This window comes from Rhizobium sp. BK538 (assembly GCF_014197575.1).
In the GTDB taxonomy this organism is placed as follows: domain Bacteria; phylum Pseudomonadota; class Alphaproteobacteria; order Rhizobiales; family Rhizobiaceae; genus Rhizobium.
Genome location: NZ_JACIFT010000002.1, coordinates 205032 through 229690, shown reverse-complemented (window position 1 = coordinate 229690; position 24659 = coordinate 205032). Strand labels below are relative to the sequence as shown.

The window sequence follows — 24659 nt, the reverse complement described above, 5'->3', positions numbered from 1 at the left end:
GAGATTGCGCCATGGATCATTTGCCTATCCAAACATCCGGTTCGGCTCTGCTGCTTGTCAGCCACCACCTTTGCCCTTACGTCCAGCGCGCCGCGATCGCGCTTGCGGAAAAGGGAGTGCCCTTCGAGCGCGTGAACATCGATCTCGCCGACAAGCCTCGCTGGTTTCTCGAGATCTCGCCGTTGGGCAAGGTGCCTCTGCTTTGCATTCGCCACAGCGACGGCAACCAAGACATCCTCTTCGAAAGCAGCGTCATCTGTGAGTATCTGGAAGAGACGCAGGACGGTCACCGCCTTCATCCGGCCGACGCGCTTACCCGCGCCCGTCACCGCGGCTGGATGGAGTTCGGCTCTTCGATCCTGTCCGACCTCTGGGTCTACGAAACGACGCAAGATCGCATGCAGCTGGAGGCGAAACGGCAGGTGCTCGCATCGAAGTTCGCGACCATCGAAACGGAACTGAGGAGTGGTCCGTACTTCGCGGGCGATAGCTTCAGCATGGTCGATGCCGTATTTGCGCCGATCTTTCGGTACTTCGACGTCTTTGACGCCATCGGTGACAGCGGCATTCTTGCCGGCCTGCCCAGCGTCCAGGCCTGGCGGACAGCATTGTCCGAAAGACCGAGTGTGAAGGCTGCGGCCGGACCGGACTATGCCGACCGGCTGATGGCCTTCCTGAAACGTCACGACGCGGTGCTGTTGCAGCAGCCATCCGTTTCGGTCGCCTGATCCCGGTATAGACCGATGGCGGCAAAGAGCGCCATCGGTCGACAAGTGAGCTTCAATTTCGCCGCAAAGGGGTCTAAGTCTACCGGCCAATCCGTTTTGTTCGAGGAGTGACTGATCATGAATTTCATGCCGCAAAGCCAGACCTCCGTGGATCCTGCAAAGCTTGAAAAGCTGGCGGAAGTGGCCGTCAAGGTTGGGCTGCAGCTGCAAACGGGCCAGGATCTCGTGATCACGGCCCCCGTAGTCGCCCTACCGCTCGTCCGCCTGATCACCAAGCATGCCTATATGGCGGGCGCCGGACTGGTGACGGCATTCTATTCCGATGAGGAATCGACGCTCGCGCGCTACCGATACGGCAACGATCAGAGCTTCGACCGCGCATCCGACTGGCTCTACGACGGCATGGCCAAGGCCTACGCCAGGGGCACTGCCCGCCTCGCCATCGCCGGCGACAATCCGATGCTGCTTTCGGAGCAGGATCCGGCAAAGGTTGGCCGTGCCAACCGGGCGAACTCCGCCGCCTACAAGCCGGCGCTGGAGAAGATTTCGAATTTCGACATCAACTGGAACATCGTCTCTTATCCCAACCCCTCATGGGCGGCGCTCGTCTTTCCTGATGATCCGGAGGCCATCGCAGTCGCCAAGCTTGCAAAGGCAATCTTTGCCGCATCGCGCGTCGATGTCGAAGACCCGATCGCCGCCTGGGCCGAGCACAACGGCAGCCTTGCCAAACGATCGAGCTGGCTGAATGGCGAACGCTTCGCTTCCCTGCACTTTACCGGACCCGGCACCGATCTGATGGTCGGCCTTGCCGACGGTCACGAGTGGCACGGTGGCTCGTCGACCGCCAAGAACGGCATTACCTGCAACCCGAACATTCCAACCGAGGAAGTCTTCACGACGCCGCACGCGCTGCGTGTCGAGGGCCACGTCTCGAGCACGAAGCCTTTGTCGCATCAGGGTACGCTGATCGACAATATCCAAGTTCGCTTCGAAGGCGGCCGAATCGTCGAAGCAAAGGCTTCGCGCGGCGCAGAAGTACTGAACAAGGTGCTGGATACCGACGAAGGCGCGCGCCGGCTCGGCGAGGTAGCGCTGGTGCCGCATTCCTCGCCGATCTCGGCCAGCGGCATTCTCTTCTACAACACGCTGTTCGACGAGAACGCCTCGTGCCACATCGCGCTCGGGCAGTGCTATTCGAAGTGCTTCGTCGACGGCGCAAGCCTGACTCAGGAGCAGATCAAGGCCCAAGGTGGCAACTCGAGCCTGATCCATATCGACTGGATGATCGGCTCGGGCCAGGTCGATATCGACGGCATCAAGCCGGACGGCTCGCGCGTTCCGGTGATGCGTCAGGGCGAATGGGCCTGACGGACATCGTGCGCTGACTGAGCCAGACGCTCGCAAGCACCGTTGCGAAGCCGAAAAGCTGCGCGGGCGTCAGGTTTTGTCCGAGAGCCAGCCAACCGAGAAGGGTGGCGGTGACCGGACTCAGGAAACCCAATGAGGCCGCTGCGGACGGCTCCAGGCGAGCAAGTCCCCGGAACCACAGCAGATAGGTAAACGCCGCGCCGATCAGACCAAGATAGGCCATGCCGAGGACATTGGTCGCGGTCGGCGCCGGCAGCGCGGGTTCGAAGAAGAATACGACGGGCGCGAGCAGGATACCGCCGGCCGTGAGCTGCCATGCGGCAAAGGCAAGATTCGAAACCGGCGGAACCCAACGTCGCGTCAGCACGGTGCCGAACGCCATCGAAACCGCGCCGGCAAGACCAGCAATGACGCCGATCGGATCCAGCGCCGCGTTGGGCGTAAGGACAAGCAGGGCGACACCCGTCATCCCGATCAGTCCAGCCCCAACAGCAAGGGCATGGATCGGCCTGCCGAGGAAAATGCGCGACAACAGGATGACGATCAGCGGCTGAATGGCGCCAACGGTCGCGGCGACGCCGCCTGGCAGACGATAGGCCGACACGAACAGCATCGCCCAGAAGAACGAGAAATTGAGGCCGCCGAGCACGAAGGCGCGAAACCACCAGACGCCCCGTGGCAGTTGTCGAACGATCGCAAGCAACAGTAGCCCGGCCGGCAAAGCGCGAAGGAAGGCCACTGTCAGCGGATATCCGTGTGGAAGGAAGGATGTGGTAACGAGATAGGTGCTGCCCCAGATCGTCGGGGCCAACGCCGTCATCAGCACATCGGAAAGAGGCGCTGTAGTTTTCTTCATTTCAAGAATCTCTATATCAAGATAAATGCAATTTAGCACCATTTATCTTGACGTCAAGATATGTGATGGTAACAGTCTCCTCGGGAGCTGGCCGATGGATCGCGTTGACAAGATACTTGCGCAGTGGAGCAGGGAACGCCCCGAGCTCGATACCGAGGCGATGGGCATCATGGGCCGGCTGAAACGGCTGACCACGCATCTCGCCCGCGAGGTCGAGCAGGTGCTTCAACAGCACGGTCTCTCCTCCTCCGCCTTCGACGTGCTGGCGACCCTCAGGCGCTCGGGCGCACCGTATCGGCTCTCGCCAGGCGATCTGCTGTCGATGACGATGGTCAGTTCCGGCACGATGACCAACCGGATCGACCAGTTGGAGAAGGCCGGATTGGTCGAGCGTGTTCGCAATCCGGACGATCGGCGGAGCGTGCTCATTGCGCTGACCGAAGCAGGGCTTACCGCCGTGGAAGGCGCCGTCGGCGCCCATGTGGCCAATCAGCAGCGCCTGATGCAGAGCTTTAGCGCAGAGGAGAAGGCTCAGCTTGAAACCCTGCTGCGCAAGTTCCTAGCGACCTTCGAGTAGCATAGGTGTTCACGCGGTGAGCTGCTGGCGCGGAACAGTTGGGAGTGCTCCTCTAGATATCGAGTTCGACCCATATCGCCGCGTGATCCGACGCCGCGTGTTTGGGCTCGGTCAGTTCCGGATAGGTCTCCCACAGCTTCGGCCGGCTTCCGGGCCAGGCGCCCTTGCGGAAGACACCGCCGCGCTCGACCTTCTCGAAAAGCTTCGGCGATAAAAGAAGGTAGTCGATCTTGTTTCCGGCGTTGCCAAGGCCGAAGGTACCGGGAAAGCCCCGTCGTCGAACGCGGGATGCGTAAAGGCGTCCTGGAGCGTGTTCTCCTTCAGTGGCGCCAGAGGGGCACTGTCCGTCGTGTCGTTCAGGTCGCCAATCAGCGCGATGTGGTCAAATCCTTCGGCAATACGCTTCTCGTAGATCTCTCGCGCCCGTTGCGCTTGTGCATGTCGGCGAGCATCGGAGGACTGGGCACTAACGAAACCCTTGCTCTTGAAATGGTTGACCATGACAAGCAGCGTCGCTCCGTTCGGCGTCGTCACGTAATATTCGGGGCGATCGCGCGAGAAGATCGGGTTGCCTGCCGCGTCCCTATCATCGACGTGGCTGCGCATAATATCGAGCGCGAGGTCCTTTTCTTGTCATCAGCCCGACATCGATGCCACGCTCGTCGTTTCCGTCGATCACCATGACCTGCGTGAAAGGGTTGCCGCCAACGGCCGGCAGCACCTGCGTATTGAAGGCCATAAGGACGGGCCGACTCTCAACTTCGACGATGCCGAGAATATCGGCCTCCAGATCGCTCATGACGCGCGCCGTGTTTTGCATGGCGATCTCATTGATCGGCTCGTCACGCAGCTCCAGCGATCCGACCCAATCGATCCGGCCATTCGCGGTAATGACCACACCGCCGGCCCTAGGTCGCTTCAGAAGATTGCCCCGACTGCGCCGAAGAATGACAAAGGGGCCTGTATCGGTCTTTTCCATCCCGAGTTCGATAATCAACGTGGCCATGCGCGTCTTGTCAGCGTCGCCATAGGTCACACCTGCCCCAGCAATTTCTCCAATTCGGCAAACGGTCGAGAACAACCCGGCCGTCGGCCCGGGTCTCCAGGTTCATCGCCTTCGCACGATCAAACAGGTTTTCGACATTGAACGATGCAAGTCTCATGTCACGCCCTCCCGTTTACGAGAAGAAAGACACGTATATGTTGCATTTCAATGATGTCGGCGCTGCAATTGAGCCGACGACGTTACCTAGAATAGGCTTCCTTGCTTCGGCGGCGCCTGTTCATCCTGCGGCTTTGCGGCGCGCTTCTTCTGCGTGGCGGACGGCGGGCCTCCGTCGGTGGTTACCGCGCCGACGCGGCCGTCGGCGAACTCGATCGAGATGCCTGCGCCCGATGACAGCATTGCGGCTTGCGACACCGGCCTGTTCTCGTTGTCACGAATAACGGCATAGCCGCGCTTCAAGACATTCTTGTAAGACAAGGATTGCAGCACGCGATCCTGCGCCGTGAGCTCGCCGCGTGCCCGTGTCAGCTGATGCCTGACAGCCGTATCGGCGTGACGTGACAGATTGGCAAGGTGATCATGCAGCCGAGCGGTCTGCGTTTTCAGGCGCGCCGGGAGGATCGCGAAGATCGCATCTGCGCGGCCAACCCGCGATTTCGAGCGATCGATAAGGCGCTCGACCGTCCGCTCGGCGCGCGTCATCCGTTCGTTCAGGTATTGGCGACGCTCGGTGATACGGTTCGACAGGACATCGGGACGCAAATGCGCAGCAGTGCGCTCGAAGCTGCGGCGCTTGTTGATCGTATTCAGTTCAAGGCCGCGACCGAGACCGGCGGCGGCCTCATCGAACCGGCGTCGCGGCAGGGCCAGCAGTTGATCCAGCGACGGCAGCGCGCGGATCAACGCCCGCACCGACTGGCGATGATGATCCATGCGGCGGCTCATGCAGCCCTGCAGACGCGCAGCAAGCGCCGCCGTCTGCGCCTCCAGTTCCGCCTTCACGGGAATCGCCATCTCGGCCGCACCGGTCGGCGTCGGCGCACGCACGTCGGCAGCGTAGTCAATCAGCGTCCAGTCGGTTTCGTGGCCGACCGCAGAGATCAACGGGATCTGGCTCTCGGCGGCGGCGCGCACAACGATTTCGTCGTTGAAGCTCCAGAGATCCTCGAGGCTACCGCCGCCACGTGCAACGATCAGAACATCCGGGCGCGGCATCCCCCCGTGCGGCTCGAAGTTGTTGAAGCCTCTGATAGCGTTGGCGACTTCCTCGCCGGAGCCGTCACCCTGCACTTTTACCGGCCAGACAATGACGTGAACCGGGAAACGATCGGAGATACGGTGGAGAATATCGCGAATGACGGCGCCGGTCGGCGAGGTCACGACACCGATCACCCTTGGCATGAACGGCAGCCGCCGCTTCCGGGACGGGTCGAACAGGCCTTCGGCGCCAAGCCTGCGCTTGCGCTCCTCGATCAGCGCCATCAGCGCGCCAGCGCCGGCAGGCTCCAGCGTTTCGATGACAATCTGATACTTCGATGAGCCGGGAAATGTCGTCACCTTGCCGGTGGCGATCACCTCCATCCCCTCTTCGGGGCGGAATTTCAACCTGGAGAAGGTGCCCTTCCAGACGACAGCGTCGATGCGGGCGCGATCGTCCTTCAAGGCAAAATAGGCGTGCCCGGACGAGTGCGGGCCTCTGTATCCGGAAATTTCGCCGCGCACGCGCACCTGGTCGAAGGCAGTCTCGACCGTGCGCTTGATCGAGCCGGAAAGTTCCGAGACCGAGTACTCGGTAAGATTGCTCGGCGAATCATTCTCGAAGACGTTGCTCATAGTCCTGTTCTAGCCGATCGGGCAGCAAAGAGCAGCCGCCAAAAGGGGATGATTTTTATGTGCGGCTCAATGACGGTAACTGTTGGCGCAGTTCTTTTTTTAATTATGTCAAAGGCTTAGACCGAGCGAGCAGGAAAGTCGGCGATCGATTACCTCTCGGTTTCCCCGGCAATCCCTGTAAAGCGATGATCGGACAAACCACAACAGCAGTTTCCATGTCTGACCGCTTCGCCTCCCATGCGCCCTCGCTCAACTGGTCCTGCGAGCGCCGGCTTCGCCGTCCTCCCCAATGATAATCTCAACCTCGCCGAAATCACGAGGGCACTTTATGTCGGCATTGGAGGAGACCTGGTCGTCACCATGGCATCCGGGCAGACCCTTACCTTTGCCTGGTGTCCGACCGTTCGATACTGCCGCTGCGAATTTCTCGGGTCCATGCCACCGACACGTCAGCAGAGAGCATTCTCGGGCTGACTTACGTCGTCCGTTATGCCGTACATCGTCACTGTGCCGATTGGAAACACTGGGGAAAGCGGTAACAAACTGCTCGATTAATTGTTCGACAAGACAAAGCCGGCTATACTGAAGCGAAGCAGGAGACGCTGATGATCGCCCTGACGGCCACAGCACTGGGTTTCGTTACCGCACCAATGCGCTCGATCTTTTCGATGGTGTTGGTCGGCTTCCTTGTGTGCGCCGTCTATGCCTGCGCGGCCTGGGTCTCAACCACCTCGATTCTTGACCTTGCCGTCGCCATTGTCTGCTACGACAGCGGCCTTCTGATCTGCCTTCTCGGCCTCTACGCTCTCGATCGCATGCGGGATCGCCGGCGCTTCGTCTGAACCTACGAGCCGGCAGGCACGTAGCGAAAGAACCGAATAGGCGTGCCATCACGCGTCGGCATGGGCTTCAGATAAGCCGGAACGACGCCTTTCGCCAGTTGTGCGTATAGGCCATCCGGCTTCATTTCCGCAAGCTCCCTGGTCTGCGGATTATCGGCGCAAAAGGCGAGAACCGTGGCGCCTGCACCTTTCAGGAACGCCTCGGCTTCCCGTGGCTCTGCCAAGCCGATATGCAGTTCCGTGAGCATGCCACCCTGGTTTCGATGGTACGGCGCTGCCAATATCCGATTCTCGGTAAAGCGGAGAATCGAGACGCCCACGTCGGACGGCGCGACTACCAGGCCGATCGGCACTTCGGTCAATGGCGCCAGAGACGACTTCGATGAGCAGGATGGCTTTGCGGCCGCAGCCTGGAGGATGCTTTCGCCATTGCCCACCTGCATGCCGATAAGCCCGCCTGCCAGCCCCCAAACCGCCGCCACGCTCATGAGAACCGTGGAAAGGTAGCAGAAGGCGGCCGCGACATCGTCGCTGTCGCTGGCCGATATCCGGCGCATGTCGATGATCAACAATGTCAGCGGCAGGATTGCGAGCAGATTGGAAAACATCGTGCCGCGTACCTGAAAGGCGGCGATTGCCCAACTCACGCCGAGGAGAAAAAGCAAGACCAGATGCACCCGCACACGATCCCCGTAAACGAGGCGGAACACACAGACGGCAAGTGCGAAGACCCCGGTCGAGTAGTAGAAGCCCAACGTAAAAGGATCCTGCCTATCGAGTGCAAGCATCGATTGCGCCTCCTGCACGCGGTCCAGCCAGAGCTTGACAAGAAGCGGATCGAGATCAGCCAGCGGATTGCGGAGGCATTGTGGAGCTATCGTGATCGCAGAGGTGAGGACGACCGCGCCGATCCCGCCCAAAGCGACAAATCGCAGCAACCGGATTCCTCTACTTGCGAAAGTGGCGGCAATGAGCAACAGCCCGCCGCCGATCGTCGAAAGGCTGTAGTAGCTGAGCGACAGGTTATCGCAGGTGACCGCCGAATAGAGACGCGGCGGAACGGTACCGAAGAAAAACAGGCTGATGGACAGAGCCAATGTGAGCCCGAAAGCCTTGGCGGCGCGCGCAAACGGCTCGCCTTCCCACGCCCACGAAACGGCGACAACCACGCATACCGCCGCTACGAAGGGCGTCGTTTCGGCTCCGATCGCGATAGCTGTCGCGGCCGCCAATCCGGCGATGGCATAACTGAGCGGTCGATGGTCTTCGTCGAGCAGCATCGCGGTCATAATCGCGACAAGTGCGAACTGGACATTGTGATGATCGATGGCGCCCGGCAGGAAGCGGTTGCTAGGGACCAGCAGAAATGCCGTCAGTCCCAACGCAATGTGCATTCCAAACGTGCCGCCGATACGGCGCCCGGCAAGTCCCACGGCCCACAGACTGGGGATGGTCAGGGAAAGCGGCCAGACGGCGAGCGCAAGCGCTTCCGCGCGCTCCTGCGGGAAAAAGAAACCGAAAAGCCTGATCAGCGTAGCGATTGGAAGATCGATCAGCCGGGACCAGTGCATCAAGGTGCCCGCGCCCAGTCCCATGCGATATTGCATCACGTCGAACCAGCCCTGCCCGTTCAGGAAATCGCGTACTTCGACAAGCCGCATGCCGTCATCGTTATCGGCGCCGACATAGTCGGTTGCGCCAGGCAGCTTCAGAGCGAGGATCGCAGCAATCAGCAGTGCGCTGTAAAGAAGAACGCACGGCAGTAGCCCGCACATCAGGGCACGCAGCTTGGCGATCAACGACGCCGACGCGGTATCATCGATCATCTGGGCAACATTCGTCATGAGCGGATCTCACCGTTTGAGTGCCGAGATCCTACCCCTCGCCTATCAAGAAACCGTAAAAGTCCTGCTGACAAACGGTTTTCGCGGACTTCATAGCTACTTGTTAACGGCCGCCCTTTATTCTTGTGCGGATTTCTTCGCCACGGGTGTGATCATGAGTGGATCGCGTATCGACAATCTGAATATTGCCGTGCTCTTACCCTGCTACAACGAGGGCGCGACCATCGGCGCCGTTGTCCGGGGGTTCAAGGCCGCGCTGCCTGGTGCGCCAATCCACGTCTACGACAATAACTCAACGGATGGCACTGCGCTCCACGCAATGCTTGCCGGCGCTAACGTCGTGCGCGAACGGCGGCAGGGCAAGGGCCATGTTGTCCGGCGCATGTTCGCCGACATCGACGCCGACATCTATATCATGGCGGATGGCGACGGAACGTACTCGCCTGACGATTCCGAGGAACTGATCCGCACCCTGCTGACCGAGCGCGCCGACATGGTGGTGGGCACGCGGCGCGGCGTGCATGCCGACGCCGGCAGACAGGGGCATGCCTTCGGCAACAAGATCTTCAACATGCTGTACCGAACCATCTTCGGGACCGATTTTACCGACATCTTCTCGGGCTACCGCGTCTTCTCTCGGCGCTTCGTCAAGAGTTTCCCGGCCGTCTCGGCAGGCTTCGAGATCGAGACGGAAATGTCCGTTCATGCGTCGCGCCTGAAACTGCCCGTCAGCGAGCTGGAACTCGATTACGGCCGCCGGCCGGAAGGCTCTCACTCTAAGCTTTCGACCTTCAAGGATGGTGCCAAGATCCTCTGGATGTTCGCGATGCTGATGAAAGAGACACGTCCCTTCGCCTTCTTTGGCATCATCAGCGGTTTCTTCATGCTGGCAAGCATGGCTTTCATGGCACCCGTCCTGATGGAATATTTCGAAACCGGCCTGGTCAATCGAATGCCGACCTGGGTCTTGTCCATGGCGCTGATGATGATCTCGTTCATGGTCTTCACCGCAGGTCTCATTCTCGATTCCGTCGCGCGCTCGCGCTCCGAGCAGCTGCGCATTTTCTATTTGAACGTCGCGGCCAGAAGTAACGGATCGACGACGGCCGAGCGTACGACTGCCCCACCCAAAAAGACGACTCGCATCGCATGATTGCTCAGCGTGACACGGTACAATTTTCATGAACAGAGAAACCACGAACCGAATTCGCTTCGTTCTCGAAGACGTTCTGCCGCCATTTCTGCGGGACTCCGGCGTCTTTCGCTGGGCGGCGAAGCGCGTCTGGGGTGACCATATCAGTCAGCTTGCGAAGTTCCGCGAACGGGCGCCGTTCCTTTCCGCGGAGGAGTATGCCGAGCTCTACCGCAATCATCCGCGTGTCCATGAAGGTACCGACAACTCCGCAGCCTGCATCGCCCGGATTGTCGGATCGATCGAAGGCGGAAGCGTATGCGACGTCGGCTGCGGCACCGGCGCCTTGCTGAGCCGCATCCAGTCGGCCCATCCAAACCTTGCCCGCCTCGTCGGCGTGGATTTCGTGATTGATGACGCCTCGTCGCTTCCCCGCATCGAGTACGTAGCCGCCAAGGTGGAGAGATTGCCCTTCGCCGATGGCGAATTCGACACCGTGATCTGCACGCACGTCATCGAACATATTCTCGACTATCGGCAAGCCATCGCGGAACTGCGCCGCATCGCCAAGCGACAGCTCATCATCGTCGTGCCGCGGGAGCGCGAATATCGCTACACGTTCAATCCGCATTTCAACTTCTTCCCGTATACGCACTCGTTTCTGCGAGCCGTTCACCCGGTCCCCCCGACATTCGTCTGCGAAGATATCGGCCGCGACATCTTCTACATGGAAGACAGGCAAGCTGCGAATTGAAAGACGGCCTCATGCTCTCCAACCTTTCAATCAGCAACTGGGTCGGCCTTATCGGCACGCCGCTGCTCATCGCCTCTGGCCAGGTCCTGTTCAAAATGACGAGTGCGACAGCCGGCCAACTTAGCGTACGCAATCTGCTCGCGCTGTTTCTGAACCCTGTCCTGATTGCCGCGCTTCTGCTTTACGGTCTGGGCACTATCATCTGGATCTATGTCCTCAAGGCGGTGCCATTGACCATGGCCTACTCCTTCATGGGATTGACGTTCTGCTTCGTGCCCTTGCTGGCGCAGGTTTTTCTCGGCGAAGCCCTGACGCTGCGCTACGCGATAGGTGCAGTTTTTATCATCGCGGGTATGCTGGCGATCAATGGCTGAGCGCGGGCGCAATGCGTTGTTTTGGCGCTTCCTTGCACTGTCGATCGTCGGCGTGGCAGCGGATCTCCTACTCTATCTCTTGCTGCATACCGCAATGAGCCCCTTCATCGCACGCGCTCTCAGCCTGCTCGCCGCACTCATCGCAATGCGCACTCTGTTGCCTTGGAGCAAAGTGACCACCGGCGGCAAATTGGCCGTCAGCGACGCCGGTGTCGCAGCCATCCTGATGATCGCCGTCCTCTTGAACTACGGTCTGTTCGCCTCGCTGATCGCGATTTCGCCATCGCTGCAGCCGCTGGCGGCGATGGCATTTGCCTCGGTCACCTCGCTAGGCTTCGGCTGCTTCGGCTACCTGCGATTTGTGCTGCGCGGCGAATAAGCGTCAGACCGTTTCCCAGCCATCCTTCTCACTGGCGCGGTAGATCGCGTCGATGAATTTCTGGCTGAGCTTAGAGCTCTCCAGCGTCACGACCTCTTCCTTCTCGCCCTTGGCTGCACGCGCAAACGCTTCGGCTTCGCGCTTGTACTGCCGGCTATCCGGGAAGCGGAAAATCGTCGATTCATTGTGGCTGCGGTTGGTGAGCTCGATCTCCTCGGCGCCCCAGCGGTCGGCGTTGAACGGCGACTTGACCTCGATAAAGCCATCGGTGCCGTGAAACACCATGACCTGGCGATTGGCAAGCTGGGTGGCGATATAGAAGCTCAGCTCGAAGTCACCGAAGTCGGCCTTGACACTGGAATAGATGTCGGTGCCGAACTCCGGGTCGCGGCGGGTGACAGCCTGGACGCGCAGCGGCTCCTTACCCGTTGAAAAGCGCGTGCTGATCGTCGGGTAGACGCCAATATCGGGAAGCGCGCCGCCACCGAGCTCGGGAATGTTGCGCATATTGCCCGGGTCGCGGTTGAAATAGGTGAAGGCACCCTGGACGTGCTGGAGCGTGCCGATTGCACCATCGGCGATCAAAGAGCGCACCTTCCGCCAGACCGGCGTATAGGTGACCATGTAGGCTTCCGTGATGAGCACCTTGTTGCGATCGCGGGCGGCGATCAGGCTGTCGATCTCATCGGCCTTGAGCGCGATCGGCTTTTCACAGAGCACATGCTTGCCGGCATCGGCGGCCTTGATCGTCCACTCGACGTGCTGCGAGGTCGGCAGCGGGATATAGACGGCGTCGATCTTGTCGGAAGCCAGCATTTCCTCGTAGGAGCCGAAGGCGTGGAGAACGGAAAAGCGATCCGCCATCTCGCGCGCTCTCGCCAGATCGCGGCTGGCAATCGCCGTCACGACGCAGTTTTCCGCATCCTGGATGGCCGGGACGACGAGTTCGCGGCCGATCTTCGCGGTCGAGAGAATACCAAAACGCAGCATAGCCTGGGTCCTCCTGTTTGATTTTCGGGCACCTTAGTGAGGCGACGACCGCGGCGCAATGGCGCGATCACAATTCGCGGAGTTGGTTTCCATCTGGCCGTAGCCGCGCTAGGTTAATCCCCGGCGGCGTTCTGCTGCGTCAGCGATTTCAATCAATTCAGCACTTTAGGAGAGCGCCATGGATATGCGCCGTCTTGGAAAAACTGGGCTTTCGATCGCCCCGATCGTCTTCGGCGGCAACGTCTTCGGCTGGACCGCCGACGAGAAGACTTCCTTCGACATTCTCGACGCGTTCTTCGATGCGGGGTTCAACACGATCGACACGGCCGACGTCTATTCGGCCTGGGTGCCGGGCAACAAGGGCGGCGATTCCGAGGAGATCATCGGCAAGTGGCTGAAGCGCGGCAAGGTGTCGCGCGACAAGGCGGTCATCATCACCAAGGTCGGCTCCGACATGGGCCAGGGCAAGACGCTGAAGGAGAACTACATCCTGAAGGCGGTCGAGGATTCATTGCGCCGCCTGCAGACCAACTATATCGACCTATACCTCTCGCACTGGCCGGATGAGAACACGCCCTACGAGGAAACGCTCGGCGCGTTCACGAAACTGAAGCAGCAGGGCAAGATCCGCGCGATCGGCTGCTCTAACCTGGACGCTGCGCAACTCCAGGCCTCCTTCGATGCGGCCGAGAGGGCCGGCGTGCCGCGCTATGACGTCATCCAGCCGGAATACAATCTCTATGAACGCCGGAGCTTCGAGGGGCCGCTGGCCGATCTCTGTGTCAGGCAAGACATCGGCGTCATCACCTATTTCAGCCTTGCCGCCGGCTTTCTTTCCGGAAAATATCGCACGAAGGCCGACACGGAAGGCCGCGCCCGCGAAGGCCGGGTTGCGCAATATCTCGACGACAAGGGGTTGCGCATCCTCGCCGCCCTCGACAAGGTGGCTGCGGAAACGGGCGCCAAGCCGGCAGAGATCGCGCTGGCCTGGCTGCTCAGAAAGAAGGGCGTGACGGCGCCGATCGCCAGTGCCACCAGCCTGTCGCAGCTTGAGAGCCTGACCAAGTCAGCGACGCTTTCGCTCTCCGACGACGCGATGGCGCTGCTCGACAAGGCCGGCGCCTGACGGGAGGGAACGATGACCGTGACGATCCGCGATGCGAGACCCGAGGACGAAGCGCGCTGGCGCGAGCTTTGGGCCGACTATCTCGCCTTCTACGAAGTCACGGTCGACCCTGATATCACCGATGCAACGTGGCGCCGGGACTCCGATCCCGCGTCGGCGATCTTCATGCGTGTCGCCGAGGTGGACGGCAAGGTCATAGGCTTCACGCTCAGCCTGACGCATGAAGGCACCTGGATCCGTGGCAAGGACTGCTATCTCGAAGACCTCTTCGTCGATCCGGCCGCACGCGGAAAGGGTGTTGGCCGGGCCTTGATGGACGACCTCGTTTCGCTCTGCAGGAAGAACGGCTGGTCGCGGCTCTACTGGCACACCAGCGAGCAGAACAAGACGGCGCGGGCGCTCTACGACAGCTACGTCGAGAGCGACGGGCACATTCGCTACCGCATCAATTTCTGAGCGGCGGGAAGCCCTCGTAGAAGCCGGCGTGGCTGCCCCCCCAGTTTTCCATGCCTGGCTTCGTCAGGATGCCGCGTGGCCTCACATAGCTCTGGATCACGCGCCGCGGCCGCTCATGCCACTGGATGTTGAAAGCCCAGAGCTTGGGGAAGAAGCAGAGCGAGGCATAGGGCAGACAATCGTGGATCCACCAGGCAAGCCTCTGCCAGTCCTCCTCCTTGCTGTAGTTGTCGATCATCCACGGGACGACGACGCAGGCGGTTGCCCCCATGCAGCCGTCAAAATCGCGAAGGTCCCAGATGTGATCGGCTGCCGTCGCGGCGTTTGACGAGCAGTTGAGCTTGTTGCGGTTGCCGAACTGGTTGACCTCAGGCGAGCGATAGCCGGAGCGAATGTGCAGCCGGCCGAAGGTCGCCTGCAGCGGTTCCAGCAGTTCCTCGCAGAGCCGCTTCCCCGCTTCAATCGCCAGATCGGGATTTTCAGGGATGTTCGGGATGCGGTAGAAATCGGCAATTTCGGAATGCAGGAAATCGCGGAGGAAGAAATTCTTCGAAAGACGCGCGCGTCCGAGTTCCTCCAAGCCCTTCATAGAACCTGGCTTTTTCATACACCGCCTCCTGCTTCCATGCGACCCTCCCCTGTCGACGCGCTGCGGACCACCCGTTATCTTATGCCTGTGGGCTATATCTGAAGAAGTCGATGAAGGCGCGCAGGGCCGGCCGCATCTGGCGGCGGCTGGGATAGTAGATGAACGGCCCGGGATAGGGTGAGCACCAGTCCTCGAGCACGCGCACGAGCTTTCCGCTTGCCAGTTCATCCTCGACGCGCAGATCGAAGAGATAGGCAAGCCCGGCGCCGTTCAGCGCCGCCATCAGCGCCAGCCTGTCTTCGGCGACGATCAATGGCCCATCAACCGCGACGACGAGTTCCTGCCCGTCCTTCTCGAACTCCCAGCGGTAGATCGTACCGTTGGTGAAGCGCCGCTTGATGCAGCGATGGTGGACGAGATCGGAAGGATGCAGAGGTTTGGGGTGCCGCCCGAAGTATTCGGGAGAACCCGCAATCACCGTCGTCAGGCTGGGCGAGGCCCGCACTGCGATCATATCCGCCTCAAGGCTCTCCTCCAACCGGATGCCGGCGTCGAAACCTTCCCTGACAATATCGGTGAAGCCATCCTCATTGGCAATTTCGAGGGTGATGTCGGGATAGCGGTTCAGGAACTCGCCGAGCCGCGGCGCAAGCAGGATATCCGAGGCAAAGCGTGGGGCGGTGATGCGTAGATTGCCGGCCGGTCTTCCGCCGGCCTCGGTGACGGCTGCCAGCGCGATCCCGATCTCGTCCAGCGCCGGCTTCAGGCGCTGCAACAAAAGGCGGCCCTCCTCGGTCGGCGCCACGCTACGCGTTGTCCGCGCCAGAAGTCGAACGCCAAGGCTCTCCTCCAGGCTGGAGATCGCATGACTGACGGCAGAGGGCGCAATCTCCAACTCCTTGGCAGCCGCGCGAAAACTCCGCCGTTCGGAAACGGCGGCAAGAACGGCGAGTTGGGCAAGCTGTGTCCGGTTCATTGATCGAATCATTAGAACAGCCTGTTATGTATTGCACGTATTTTTTGATGATTGATCGGGCGCTACGTTACGTCGGTACCGCCGGTATCGACGGCGGTTTGAACTTCGCTCGACAAAGGAGCCTCCGCATGAAAACCCGCAAACTCGGAAACGATCTGACCGTCTCTGCCGTCGGCCTCGGCTGCATGGGCATGAGCTCCGCTTATGGCGCCGGCGATGAAAAGGAAGCAATCAAGACGCTGCACCGCGCCGTCGAACTCGGCGTCACCTTCTTCGACACCGCCGAAATGTACGGCCCCTACACCAATGAACAGCTTCTCGGCCGGGCGCTGAAGCCAGTGCGCGAGCGCGTCGTGATTGCCACCAAGTTCGGCTTCAAGCTCGATCCGGAAAAGTCAGGGCCGGCCGCAGTGACGGGTGTCGACAGCCGCCCGGAAAATGTGAAGCGGGTCGCCGAAGCCTCGCTGACGCGCCTTGGCGTCGAGACGATCGACCTCTTCTACCAGCATCGTGTCGATCCTGATGTGCCGATAGAGGAGACCGTCGGCGCCATGGCCGAGCTGGTGCGGGAAGGCAAGGTCCGCGCACTCGGGCTCTCCGAGGCCGGCAGCGCCACGATCCGCCGCGCCCATGCCGTCCATCCGATTGCGGCGCTGCAGAGCGAATATTCGCTTTGGTCCCGCGATCCCGAAGATGGCGTTCTCGATACCTGCCGCGAATTGGGCATCGGCTTTGTACCCTTCAGCCCGCTCGGACGCGGCTTTCTGACTGGGGCGATCCAGACGCTGGAAGACCTCGACGCAGATGATTACCGGCGCCAGCTGCCGCGCTTCCAGTCCGGCAATTTCGACGCGAACGCGGCACTCGTGGCCAAGCTCGAAGCGCTCGCGAAGGAACAGGGCGTGACCACCGCGCAGCTGGCCCTCGCCTGGGTCCTGCACCAGGGCGACGACATTGTGCCGATCCCTGGCGCGCGCAAGACCAACCATCTGGAGCAGAATGCCGCTGCGGCCGATATCGTGCTGAGCAAGGCGGAGTTGACCGAACTGACCGAGACCATTCGGCTCGATCAGATCGCCGGCAAGCGCTACTCGGATGCATCGCTGGCGATGACCAACCTCTAAAGGTTGAAGCTTCGAATGCATACCGCATCCTTCGGCGACCTTGCCGCAAGCAGTCCCTGCACTATGCTATGGACATGTTCTGGCGAGGTGAGACATGTCGGACCAGCAAGCAATCGAAGCAGTCGTTCATCTCTACGTCGAAGGCATGACCTTCGCGAACGAAGCTGCATTGCGGAAGGCCTTTCATCCGCGATGCGACATTATCGGGCACTACGAAAACGCCGTGGAGTGGCTGAACCGGGAAGAATTCATCGCTGCGATCGTCGCCGAGGGCTCGGCGCCGCCCACAACACAGCCCCATATGGACATCCAGATGCTTGACGTCGTCGGCGATGCGGCGTGCGTGAAGGTCAGCGACGATTTTGCTGGCATGCGCTTCACCGACTATCTGTCGATGCTGAAGATCGAGGGCCGCTGGATGATCGTCAACAAGCTCTATTATCTCCACACATAATAAGGCCGGCGAGACTATCGCCGGCCTTTGATCTCAAAAAACGCGATATCCTCAGGCCCTGAGGACGCCGCCGGTGAACTTCGTCACGCTGGCGACGATCTTCTCAGTCAGTGCCTCGAAATCCTCGTCGGTCAGGGTGCGCTCGACCGGCTGGATCTGCACCTCGATTGCCACCGACTTCTTGCCTTCGCCGAGCGACGCACCTTCAAAGATGTCGAAGACGTTGACACCGGTTACGAGTTTGCGGTCGACGCCCGATGCGGCCTTGATGATCGCGCCCGCTTCCACCGACTTGTCGACGACAAAGGCGAAGTCGCGCTTGACGGCCTGGAACGGTGAAAGCTCCAGTGCCGGCTTGGTGCGGGTCGCCTTCTTCTTCGGCTCGGCCATCGCATCGATATAGACTTCGAAGCCGCACAGCGCGCCGGACACATCCAGTGCTTCCAGCGTTAAAGGATGGAACTCGCCGAAATAGCCGAGAACGATTTTCGGCCCCATCTTGATCGTGCCGGAGCGGCCCGGGTGATACCATTCCGGTCCGCCCTGCTCGATCTGGATATTGCCCATCGGCAGACCGCAGGCTTCGATCACGGCGAGCGCATCGGCCTTGGCGTCGAAGATATCGACCGGCTTGCCGCCGCCCTTGGCATTGTTCGACCACATGCGGCCAGCGCCGGCCAGCGATGCTGTCCCGCGGCGGATGCCGCCGGCGACGCGGCGCTGGCCTTCCGGCCGGTCGTTCTCATAGGTGCCGGAGACTTCGAAAATGGCGACGTCGCCATAGCCCTTGTCGGCATTGCGCTGGGCGGCGCTGAGCAGGCCCGGCAGTAGGGACGGGCGCATGTCGGACATGTCTGATGCAATCGGATTGGCAAGCTTGAGCGCCGGCGAACCGCCGCCGAAGAGCTTCGCCTGATCTTCCGAAATGAAGGACCAGTTGACCGCTTCCAGCATGCCGCGCGAGGCCAGTGCGCGCTTGGCGATGCGGGTGCGGATCTGCAGCGTCGTCAGGATCTTGCCGTTGACGGCCGCATGGCTTTCCAGCGGCGCCGGCTTGATGTTGTCGACGCCATGGATGCGCATGACTTCCTCGACGAGATCGGCCTTGCCGTCGACATCGGGACGCCAGGAGGGAACGGCGACCGAAACCCGCTCGCCGGAGCCGAAGACTTTGAAGCCGAGGCGCGTCAGGATCTCGGTGCTTTCCGTGGTGGAGACCTCGAGACCTGTCAGACGCTTGACCTCCGAATAGGGGAAATCGACAATCTTCGGTTCATGGCCCTTGTAGCCGACGACGTCGGCCTTGGCCGCGATGCCGCCGCAGAGTTCGAGGACCAGTTCGGTGGTCCGCTCGAGGCCGGGCACCATGTATTCCGGATCGACACCACGCTCGAACCGGTAGCGGGCATCGGTGATGATACCGAGGCCGCGACCGGACTTCGCGATGTTCATCGGATCCCAGAGAGCGCTCTCGATGAGGACGTCGGTGGTGTTCTCGTCGCAGCCGGAATGCTCGCCGCCCATGATGCCGCCGATCGACTCGATGCCATCAGCGTCAGCGATCACGACATTGTTCGGGCCAAGCTTGTATTCGCGCTGATCGAGCGCAAGCACCGTCTCGCCGTCCTTGGCGCGACGGACGGTCAGGTTGCCCTTGACCTTGGCGGCGTCGAAGACGTGCATCGGGCGACCCTGGTCGAAGGTCATGTAGTTGGTGATATCGACCAGCGCGTTGATCGGACGAAGGCCGATCGCGAGCAGACGCTGCTGCATCCACTTCGGGCTCGGGCCGTTCTTGACGCCGCGCACGAGGCGCAGCGCAAAGCCGGGGCAAAGCTTCTCGTCATCGAGATCGAGCGTCACCTTGACGGTCGTTTCACCTTCGACGGCAAAGGACGGGGCGGCCCGCGCCTTCAGCGTGCCGAGGCCGGAGGCGGCCAGATCGCGGGCGATACCGTAGATCGACGTGCAATCCGGACGGTTGGGCGTCAGGTTGATCTCGATCATGGGATCGTCGAGATGAGCGTAGGCGGCGTAGCTCTGGCCGACCAGCGCATCTTCGGGAAGGTCGATGATGCCGTCGTGATTGTCGGAGATCATCAGCTCCTTCTCGGAGCACATCATGCCGTGGCTTTCGACGCCGCGGATGTTGCCGACGGCAAGTGTTACGTCAATGCCGGGAACATAGGTACCGGGCGCCGCAAAGGCGCCGATCAGCCCGGCGCGCGCATTCGGAGCACCGCAGACGACCTGGACCGGCGCGCCCTTGCCCGTGTCGACCGACAGCACCTTCAGGCGATCGGCCTGCGGGTGCTTTTCGGCCGAGAGGACCTTGGCGATGACGAAGGGCTTGAACGCCGCCTTGTCGTCGACATTCTCGACCTCGAGCCCGATCTCGGTCAGCCGCGTGCAGATTTCATCGAGGGTGGCGTCGGTCTCAAGATGATCCTTGAGCCAGGAAAGCGTGAATTTCATTGTCTTGTTCTCGTCTCAAAAATCATCAATCGGTCGGTCAGGCAGCCCTTTCCGGGGCCTTGGCGCCAGGGGCCTTTATGCCCAAGAACATGCATTTAACCGAAATACCCTCGTCGATGGCGGTCCACCAAATCCCTTCGTACATCAACTCGATGTCGTTAAGTTCGCCATCGTCGAGTTCCGACAGGAAGGGATACCACAAAGAGGCGTTGCGATGACACGCCCGTCCGCAAGCGCGGCGTAGACCTCACCACCGGCGCACCAAGCCCGAACTGGTTGCATTTCGTCGGTTTCAAAGGCCAAAGAAGTGTCATCCCAAGCGCCTATCCATTCGTCACGATGCTCGCAGGCCACCTTGAGCAGCTGATCACTATACCCTTTGTTCTGCGCGACTTCCAAACTCTTCAGCCAGACCTTCAGGGACTTTCCGTCCTTGACGATATGGACATGCGGTGGTTTGCCGACATCCAAAGCGTAGAACCTGAACTTGTACCCATGCCAGATCAGCAAGGTCGGCATTGGCTTACGCGCTCAATCCGCCGAACAGCGTCGGCATGTCGAGCGGGCGGAAGCCGTAATGGGTCATCCAGCGGACATCGGCGTTGAAGAAGTCGCGCAGGTCGGGCATGCCGTATTTCAGCATGGCGACGCGGTCGAGCCCCATGCCCCAGGCAAAGCCCTGATACTCATCCGGATCGAGGCCACCGGCGCGCAGCACGTTCGGATGCACCATGCCGCAGCCGAGGATTTCCATCCAGTCGGTGCCTTCGCCGAACTTGACGATCGGGCCTGAGCGGTCGCACTGGATGTCGACCTCGAAGGACGGTTCAGTGAAGGGGAAGAAGGACGGGCGGAAGCGCATCGTCACGCTATCAACCTCGAAGAAGGACTTGCAGAACTCTTCGAGCACCCAGCGGATGTTGGCGACGTTCGCCTTCTTGTCGACGACCAAGCCTTCGACCTGATGGAACATCGGCGAGTGCGTGGCATCCGAATCCTGGCGGTAGGTCTTGCCCGGGATGATAATGCGGATCGGCGGCTTCTGCGCTTCCATGGTGCGCACCTGCACCGGCGAGGTGTGGGTGCGCAGCACCTTGCGCTCGCCGTTCTCGTCCGGATTGAAGAAGAAGGTGTCGTGCATCTCGCGGGCCGGGTGACCTTCCGGGAAATTCAGCGCCGTGAAATTGTAGTAGTCGGTCTCGACATCGGGGCCCTCGGCGATCGAGAAGCCCATGTCACCGAAGATCGCGGTGATCTCGTCGATGATCTGGCTGATCGGATGGATGCGGCCACGCTCGACCGGAGAAGAGCGGACCGGCAGGCTGACGTCGACCGTCTCTGCCTTCAGGCGCGCATCGATCGCGGCCTTCTTGAGCTCCGCCTTGCGTTCCGTGATCGCGTCCGTGACGGCGTTCTTCAGCGCGTTGATGGCGGCGCCACGCGTCTGGCGCTCTTCCGGCGTCATCGCGCCCAGCGTCTTCAGGAGCTCGGATACCGAACCCTTCTTGCCGAGTGCGCCGACACGCACGGCTTCGATTGCCGGCTCGTCGACAGCGGCTGCCACATCAGACAGAAGTTGCTTTTCCAGGGTTTCGAGTTCGGTCATCTTTTCCTGCCTCACAGGGCGTCAGTCTTGTCGATAATTCACGAGAACATGCATCGGATAGCTGGTCGCCACGATGAAGCGTCGCAGATCACTACCCATGTGCACGCTGCCAATCAACCGGGCACACCACAAAAAGCCCGCGACGTCGAGAGAGGAGCCAGCCAATCACGGGCTGTGCCGCTCGATCGCATCGCGCCAAATGCAAAGAACCCGCGCAAGCCTGGCCAGCGCGGGTTCAAAATCATCGAAGCAAAAGTTCGAATAGCGCCGGCTTAGTTGACGGCTGCTTCAAACTCGTTCTTCGTACCGGCGTCCTTCAGGTACTCGAGAGCCTTCTTGGAGGCAGCAACGAGTGCACCGAATGCTTCCGGCTCATGGATTGCCATGTCGGAGAGAACCTTACGGTCAACTTCGATGCCAGCCTTGTTCAGGCCATCGATGAAGCGGCCGTAGGTCAGGCCGAATTCGCGGACGGCAGCGTTGATACGCTGGATCCAGAGGGCGCGGAAGTTGCGCTTGTTGATCTTGCGGTCGCGGTAAGCGTACTGCTTCGAACGATCGACAGCAGCCTTCGCGGCGCGGATGGTGTTCTTGCGACGGCCGTAGAAGCCCTTGGCGGCCTTCAGAACCTTCTTGTGCTTGGCGTGGGCGGTAACGCCTCTTTTTACACGTGCCATTTCATGATCTCCTTAATCTAAAGCGTTCGCGGAATAGTCTTAGAGACCGTTCGGCAGGTAGTTCTTCACGACCTTGCGGCCATCCGGTTCTGCGAGAACCATGGTGCCACGTGCATCGCGGATGAACTTGTTGGTACGCTTGATCATGCCATGGCGCTTGCCAGCAGCTGCAGCCTTGACCTTGCCGGTCGCGGTGATCTTGAACCGCTTCTTGGCGGAGGACTTCGTCTTCATCTTGGGCATTTTGCTACTCCGTTTCTGTACCCCCGGCTGCTTCATCAAAGAAGCCTTCTCGCGATGCCAAGTTTCCGGCCGTCGCAACAAGGTGCGGGAGCGTTTGTTGTTGATCTGCGGCTCCGGTGACGAACCGTTCCGCAAGCATTCGAAACTGCCACGGCATGCCCTGCCGGTCAGTTCGGACGCGCGCTTATAACCGCAGCGTCATAAAAGTGCAACGGGGCGGCAGATGAATCTTCTAGGCAATGGTGGAAGGCCGGCCGGCCATGGCCGGAAGCATCAATTTCACTTGAAGCCCGCCCCATCGAGAGGCGGAAAGATCGAGCCTGCCGCCGTAAGCCTCAAGGATATCGCCCGATATCGCGAGCCCGAGTCCAGTTCCTGCCGTACCATCGTCGATCCTCACCCCGCGCTTCAACATCAGATCGTAGCTGTCGGGATCCGCACCCGGGCCATCGTCGGAAACGCTGAGCACGACATCGTCCTGTGAGCGACCGGCAGAGAGCTCGATCCGAGTTCTGGCAAAGCGCACGGCATTGTCGAGCACATTGCCCAATGCCTCGGCGATGTCGGCGGGATCTGCCTGGACCGTCAGGGCCGGATCGATATCAAGATGCCAGTCGATCCCCTTCTCTTCGGTGAAAGGCGTCAAAACATTGACGAGCTTTCCCGAGATGCCGAGCAGCGATGTCGTGGCCATTTGCTCCACACCCATGCGGGCCGCCTGCAATTGACGGTCGGCGCGCTGCCGAACGAGTTCGATCTGCTGCAATGCCGTTTCGCGTTGGCCCTCGGGCAAGGCTTCAACCAGGTGCGACAACACCGTCAACGGCGTTTTCAAACCGTGGGCGAGGTCGCTCGCGCGAGCGCGCGCGCGCTCGATCGCCGTCTCCCGCTCGCTCAGCAGTAGGTTGATTTCGCGAACCAGCGGCTTGACTTCGCTGGGTCCCTCCGTGCCGATATGAGAGCTGCGCCCGGCCCTGATATCGGCGACGCGGTCGCGAAGCCGCACTAGCGGGCGCAAGCCGACCCACCCCTGCAGAAAAGCAGCCAGAAGCAGCATACCGCCGGTGGAAAGCAGCATCAGCCGCAACGGCCGATGATAGGTCTCAAGGGCTGCTTCCATCTCCGGCTTGGAGAAAGCGGCATAGACGGTAAAGTTCTTGCTTGCGGCGCCTTCGCCGAGCCTCATCGTCTTCATCGACACTAGCAGCGGCGAGCCATCGGGCCCGTCGGTTTCGCGGAACCCGCAGTACATGTCCTTGGATAGTGCATCCGCGGTGATCTCTTCGTCCCAGAGGGAGCGGGAGCGCAAAGGCTCCTCATTGCCATCAAGCGAGATTTGCCAGTAGCGGCCACCGGCCGGTATCTGGAATCGCGAGTCGGCAGGCTCGTTCTTCAATTCGAGAGCGCCATTCTCCACGGCGAGCTGCGCCGCCAGAGAGTCCATCACCGATGTCATTTCGTTGGAATACTGGTCGGCCAGATAGTCCGTGAACAGGTGGCTCAGCACCGCCCAGACGAGCGTCAACGCCAGTGCGATCGCGACGAGCGCTCCAGCAGCCAGGCGAAAATGCAGCGAGTGGATCACCGCGGCCGCTCCGGAAGCACATAGCCAAAGCCGCGCCGGGTCTCGATGGCGTCACTATCCGTCTTTTTTCGCAGCCGCGCCACCATGGCTTCCACGGCATTCTTGGCGGAATCGTCGTCGCGTCCCTGCACCTGGCTTGCCAGTTCGGTTGGGCTCAGCACTTCCCCGGGCTTGCCGATGAAAAGCGCGATCATGCGGTATTCCAGCGGGCTGAGGTCGAGTTCGCGTCCATCGAAGGTCACGCGTCTCGCGCTTTCATCCAACGTGAAGCGGTTGGCGGACTTCACGCGCGCGGCGACAGCGCCGGTGCGGCGCAGAAGCGCTCTCAGGCGAGCCAGCAGCTCCTCGGTGCGAAACGGCTTCGGCAGATAATCATCAGCTCCCGCGTCAAAACCGTCGACGCGCTCCATCCACGAGCCGCGGGCCGTGAGAACGAGAACCGGCGTGTTGATGCCTGCGCCGCGCCACCGCTTCAGGATGGAGAGACCGTCCATGCCGGGCAATCCAAGGTCGAGGATGATGGCGGAGTAATCGCCCGTTTCCCCTTCCTCCCATACATCGGGGCCGCTTGCAAACACCTCGACAAGGTAGCCTTCCCGCGCAAGCTTTTCGACCACGTGGCCGGAAATATTGGGATCGTCCTCCGCCAGCAATATTCGCAT

General features: G+C 60.8%; 27 protein-coding genes. 12 read left to right on the top strand and 15 right to left on the bottom strand.

Annotation, left to right across the window (positions count from 1 at the left end):
• Positions 1-11 precede the first annotated feature (11 nt).
• Together FHX09_RS03445 and FHX09_RS03440 are read left to right on the top strand one after the other, a co-directional pair.
• Positions 12-728 (top strand): glutathione S-transferase family protein, encoded by a 717-nt coding sequence (locus tag FHX09_RS03445; RefSeq protein WP_132594124.1) that lies wholly within the window; start codon positions 12-14, stop codon positions 726-728.
• A gap of 117 nt (positions 729-845) precedes the next feature.
• Positions 846-2099 (top strand): aminopeptidase, encoded by a 1254-nt coding sequence (locus FHX09_RS03440; RefSeq protein ID WP_007790850.1) that lies wholly within the window; start codon positions 846-848, stop codon positions 2097-2099.
• On the opposite strand, the gene FHX09_RS03435 is transcribed toward FHX09_RS03440, so the two are convergent.
• Positions 2047-2955: an EamA family transporter gene (locus FHX09_RS03435; RefSeq protein WP_132594122.1), complete on the bottom strand. Its 909-nt coding sequence runs from the start codon at positions 2953-2955 to the stop codon at positions 2047-2049. The two genes, FHX09_RS03440 and FHX09_RS03435, sit on opposite strands and share 53 nt — an antisense overlap.
• 94 nt (positions 2956-3049) lie before the next feature.
• Between FHX09_RS03435 and FHX09_RS03430 the strand changes: the two genes are divergently transcribed.
• Entirely contained in the window at positions 3050-3532 is a 483-nt protein-coding gene (locus FHX09_RS03430) for a MarR family transcriptional regulator (protein ID WP_132594120.1), read from the top strand.
• A 111-nt stretch (positions 3533-3643) separates the two neighbouring features.
• On the opposite strand, the gene FHX09_RS29620 is transcribed toward FHX09_RS03430, so the two are convergent.
• The 3 genes from FHX09_RS29620 to xseA all read right to left on the bottom strand — a co-directional run bounded on the left by FHX09_RS29620 (position 3644) and on the right by xseA (position 6371).
• Complete coding sequence (locus FHX09_RS29620; RefSeq protein ID WP_245505562.1) at positions 3644-4138, bottom strand: hypothetical protein; 495 nt, start codon at positions 4136-4138, stop codon at positions 3644-3646.
• Entirely contained in the window at positions 4119-4538 is a 420-nt protein-coding gene (locus tag FHX09_RS29615) for a hypothetical protein (RefSeq protein WP_245505561.1), read from the bottom strand. Before FHX09_RS29615 ends, FHX09_RS29620 begins: the two co-directional genes overlap by 20 nt.
• A gap of 243 nt (positions 4539-4781) precedes the next feature.
• The gene (gene xseA, locus FHX09_RS03420; RefSeq protein ID WP_132594118.1) at positions 4782-6371 is read right to left on the bottom strand and encodes an exodeoxyribonuclease VII large subunit; all 1590 of its coding nucleotides are present in this window, start codon (positions 6369-6371) and stop codon (positions 4782-4784) included.
• 605 nt (positions 6372-6976) lie between these two features.
• Between xseA and FHX09_RS03415 the strand changes: the two genes are divergently transcribed.
• The gene (locus FHX09_RS03415) at positions 6977-7213 is read left to right on the top strand and encodes a hypothetical protein (protein WP_007790867.1); all 237 of its coding nucleotides are present in this window, start codon (positions 6977-6979) and stop codon (positions 7211-7213) included.
• Between the two features lie 2 nt (positions 7214-7215).
• Here FHX09_RS03415 and FHX09_RS03410 read toward each other — a convergent pair whose 3' ends face one another.
• The gene (locus FHX09_RS03410) at positions 7216-9057 is read right to left on the bottom strand and encodes a hypothetical protein (protein ID WP_132594116.1); all 1842 of its coding nucleotides are present in this window, start codon (positions 9055-9057) and stop codon (positions 7216-7218) included.
• A 154-nt stretch (positions 9058-9211) separates the two neighbouring features.
• On the opposite strand from FHX09_RS03410, the gene FHX09_RS03405 reads away from it, so the two are divergent.
• Genes FHX09_RS03405 through FHX09_RS03390 form a run of 4 tightly spaced genes read left to right on the top strand, consistent with a single transcriptional unit; the run spans position 9212 to position 11696 of the window.
• The gene (locus tag FHX09_RS03405; protein WP_081499035.1) at positions 9212-10210 is read left to right on the top strand and encodes a glycosyltransferase; all 999 of its coding nucleotides are present in this window, start codon (positions 9212-9214) and stop codon (positions 10208-10210) included.
• 28 nt (positions 10211-10238) lie between these two features.
• Entirely contained in the window at positions 10239-10943 is a 705-nt protein-coding gene (locus FHX09_RS03400) for a class I SAM-dependent methyltransferase (protein ID WP_007790875.1), read from the top strand.
• 11 nt (positions 10944-10954) lie between these two features.
• Positions 10955-11317: a transporter gene (locus tag FHX09_RS03395; RefSeq protein ID WP_132594114.1), complete on the top strand. Its 363-nt coding sequence runs from the start codon at positions 10955-10957 to the stop codon at positions 11315-11317.
• Positions 11310-11696, top strand: coding sequence for a GtrA family protein (locus FHX09_RS03390; protein ID WP_132594112.1), 387 nt, complete (start codon positions 11310-11312; stop codon positions 11694-11696). The genes FHX09_RS03395 and FHX09_RS03390 overlap by 8 nt, the downstream gene beginning before the upstream one ends.
• A 3-nt stretch (positions 11697-11699) precedes the next feature.
• Here FHX09_RS03390 and FHX09_RS03385 read toward each other — a convergent pair whose 3' ends face one another.
• Entirely contained in the window at positions 11700-12686 is a 987-nt protein-coding gene (locus tag FHX09_RS03385; RefSeq protein WP_132594110.1) for a Gfo/Idh/MocA family oxidoreductase, read from the bottom strand.
• Positions 12687-12864: 178 nt separating this feature from the next.
• Between FHX09_RS03385 and FHX09_RS03380 the strand changes: the two genes are divergently transcribed.
• Positions 12865-13812: an aldo/keto reductase gene (locus FHX09_RS03380; RefSeq protein WP_132594108.1), complete on the top strand. Its 948-nt coding sequence runs from the start codon at positions 12865-12867 to the stop codon at positions 13810-13812.
• A 12-nt stretch (positions 13813-13824) separates the two neighbouring features.
• Entirely contained in the window at positions 13825-14268 is a 444-nt protein-coding gene (locus FHX09_RS03375) for a GNAT family N-acetyltransferase (RefSeq protein WP_007790890.1), read from the top strand.
• On the opposite strand, the gene FHX09_RS03370 is transcribed toward FHX09_RS03375, so the two are convergent.
• Entirely contained in the window at positions 14258-14875 is a 618-nt protein-coding gene (locus tag FHX09_RS03370) for a hypothetical protein (RefSeq protein WP_132594106.1), read from the bottom strand. The genes FHX09_RS03375 and FHX09_RS03370 overlap by 11 nt on opposite strands.
• 61 nt (positions 14876-14936) lie before the next feature.
• A complete protein-coding gene (locus FHX09_RS03365; RefSeq protein WP_037082257.1) occupies positions 14937-15833 on the bottom strand; it encodes a LysR family transcriptional regulator in 897 nt (298 codons plus the stop codon).
• Between the two features lie 128 nt (positions 15834-15961).
• Here FHX09_RS03365 and FHX09_RS03360 point away from each other — a divergent pair, with 128 nt between their 5' ends.
• Positions 15962-16957, top strand: a complete 996-nt coding sequence (locus FHX09_RS03360) for an aldo/keto reductase (RefSeq protein WP_132594104.1) — start codon at positions 15962-15964, stop codon at positions 16955-16957.
• Between the two features lie 94 nt (positions 16958-17051).
• Entirely contained in the window at positions 17052-17411 is a 360-nt protein-coding gene (locus tag FHX09_RS03355) for a nuclear transport factor 2 family protein (RefSeq protein ID WP_007790898.1), read from the top strand.
• Positions 17412-17462: 51 nt separating this feature from the next.
• Here FHX09_RS03355 and pheT read toward each other — a convergent pair whose 3' ends face one another.
• The 7 genes from pheT to FHX09_RS03320 form a co-directional block, all read right to left on the bottom strand.
• On the bottom strand, positions 17463-19886 hold the full coding sequence (gene pheT / locus FHX09_RS03350) for a phenylalanine--tRNA ligase subunit beta (RefSeq protein ID WP_132594102.1): 2424 nt from the start codon (positions 19884-19886) through the stop codon (positions 17463-17465).
• Positions 19887-20030: 144 nt separating this feature from the next.
• Complete coding sequence (locus tag FHX09_RS03345; protein WP_132594100.1) at positions 20031-20405, bottom strand: DUF4160 domain-containing protein; 375 nt, start codon at positions 20403-20405, stop codon at positions 20031-20033.
• A 4-nt stretch (positions 20406-20409) separates the two neighbouring features.
• The gene (gene pheS, locus FHX09_RS03340) at positions 20410-21492 is read right to left on the bottom strand and encodes a phenylalanine--tRNA ligase subunit alpha (RefSeq protein WP_132594098.1); all 1083 of its coding nucleotides are present in this window, start codon (positions 21490-21492) and stop codon (positions 20410-20412) included.
• A 272-nt stretch (positions 21493-21764) separates the two neighbouring features.
• On the bottom strand, positions 21765-22169 hold the full coding sequence (gene rplT, locus FHX09_RS03335) for a 50S ribosomal protein L20 (RefSeq protein ID WP_007798644.1): 405 nt from the start codon (positions 22167-22169) through the stop codon (positions 21765-21767).
• Between the two features lie 39 nt (positions 22170-22208).
• Positions 22209-22412 carry a 50S ribosomal protein L35 gene (gene rpmI, locus FHX09_RS03330; protein WP_004108077.1) on the bottom strand — a complete coding sequence of 68 codons (204 nt, stop codon included), beginning with the start codon at positions 22410-22412 and terminating at the stop codon, positions 22209-22211.
• A 232-nt stretch (positions 22413-22644) separates the two neighbouring features.
• Positions 22645-23997, bottom strand: a complete 1353-nt coding sequence (locus FHX09_RS03325; protein ID WP_132594096.1) for a HAMP domain-containing sensor histidine kinase — start codon at positions 23995-23997, stop codon at positions 22645-22647.
• Complete coding sequence (locus FHX09_RS03320; protein ID WP_132594094.1) at positions 23994-24659, bottom strand: response regulator transcription factor; 666 nt, start codon at positions 24657-24659, stop codon at positions 23994-23996. The genes FHX09_RS03325 and FHX09_RS03320 overlap by 4 nt, the downstream gene beginning before the upstream one ends.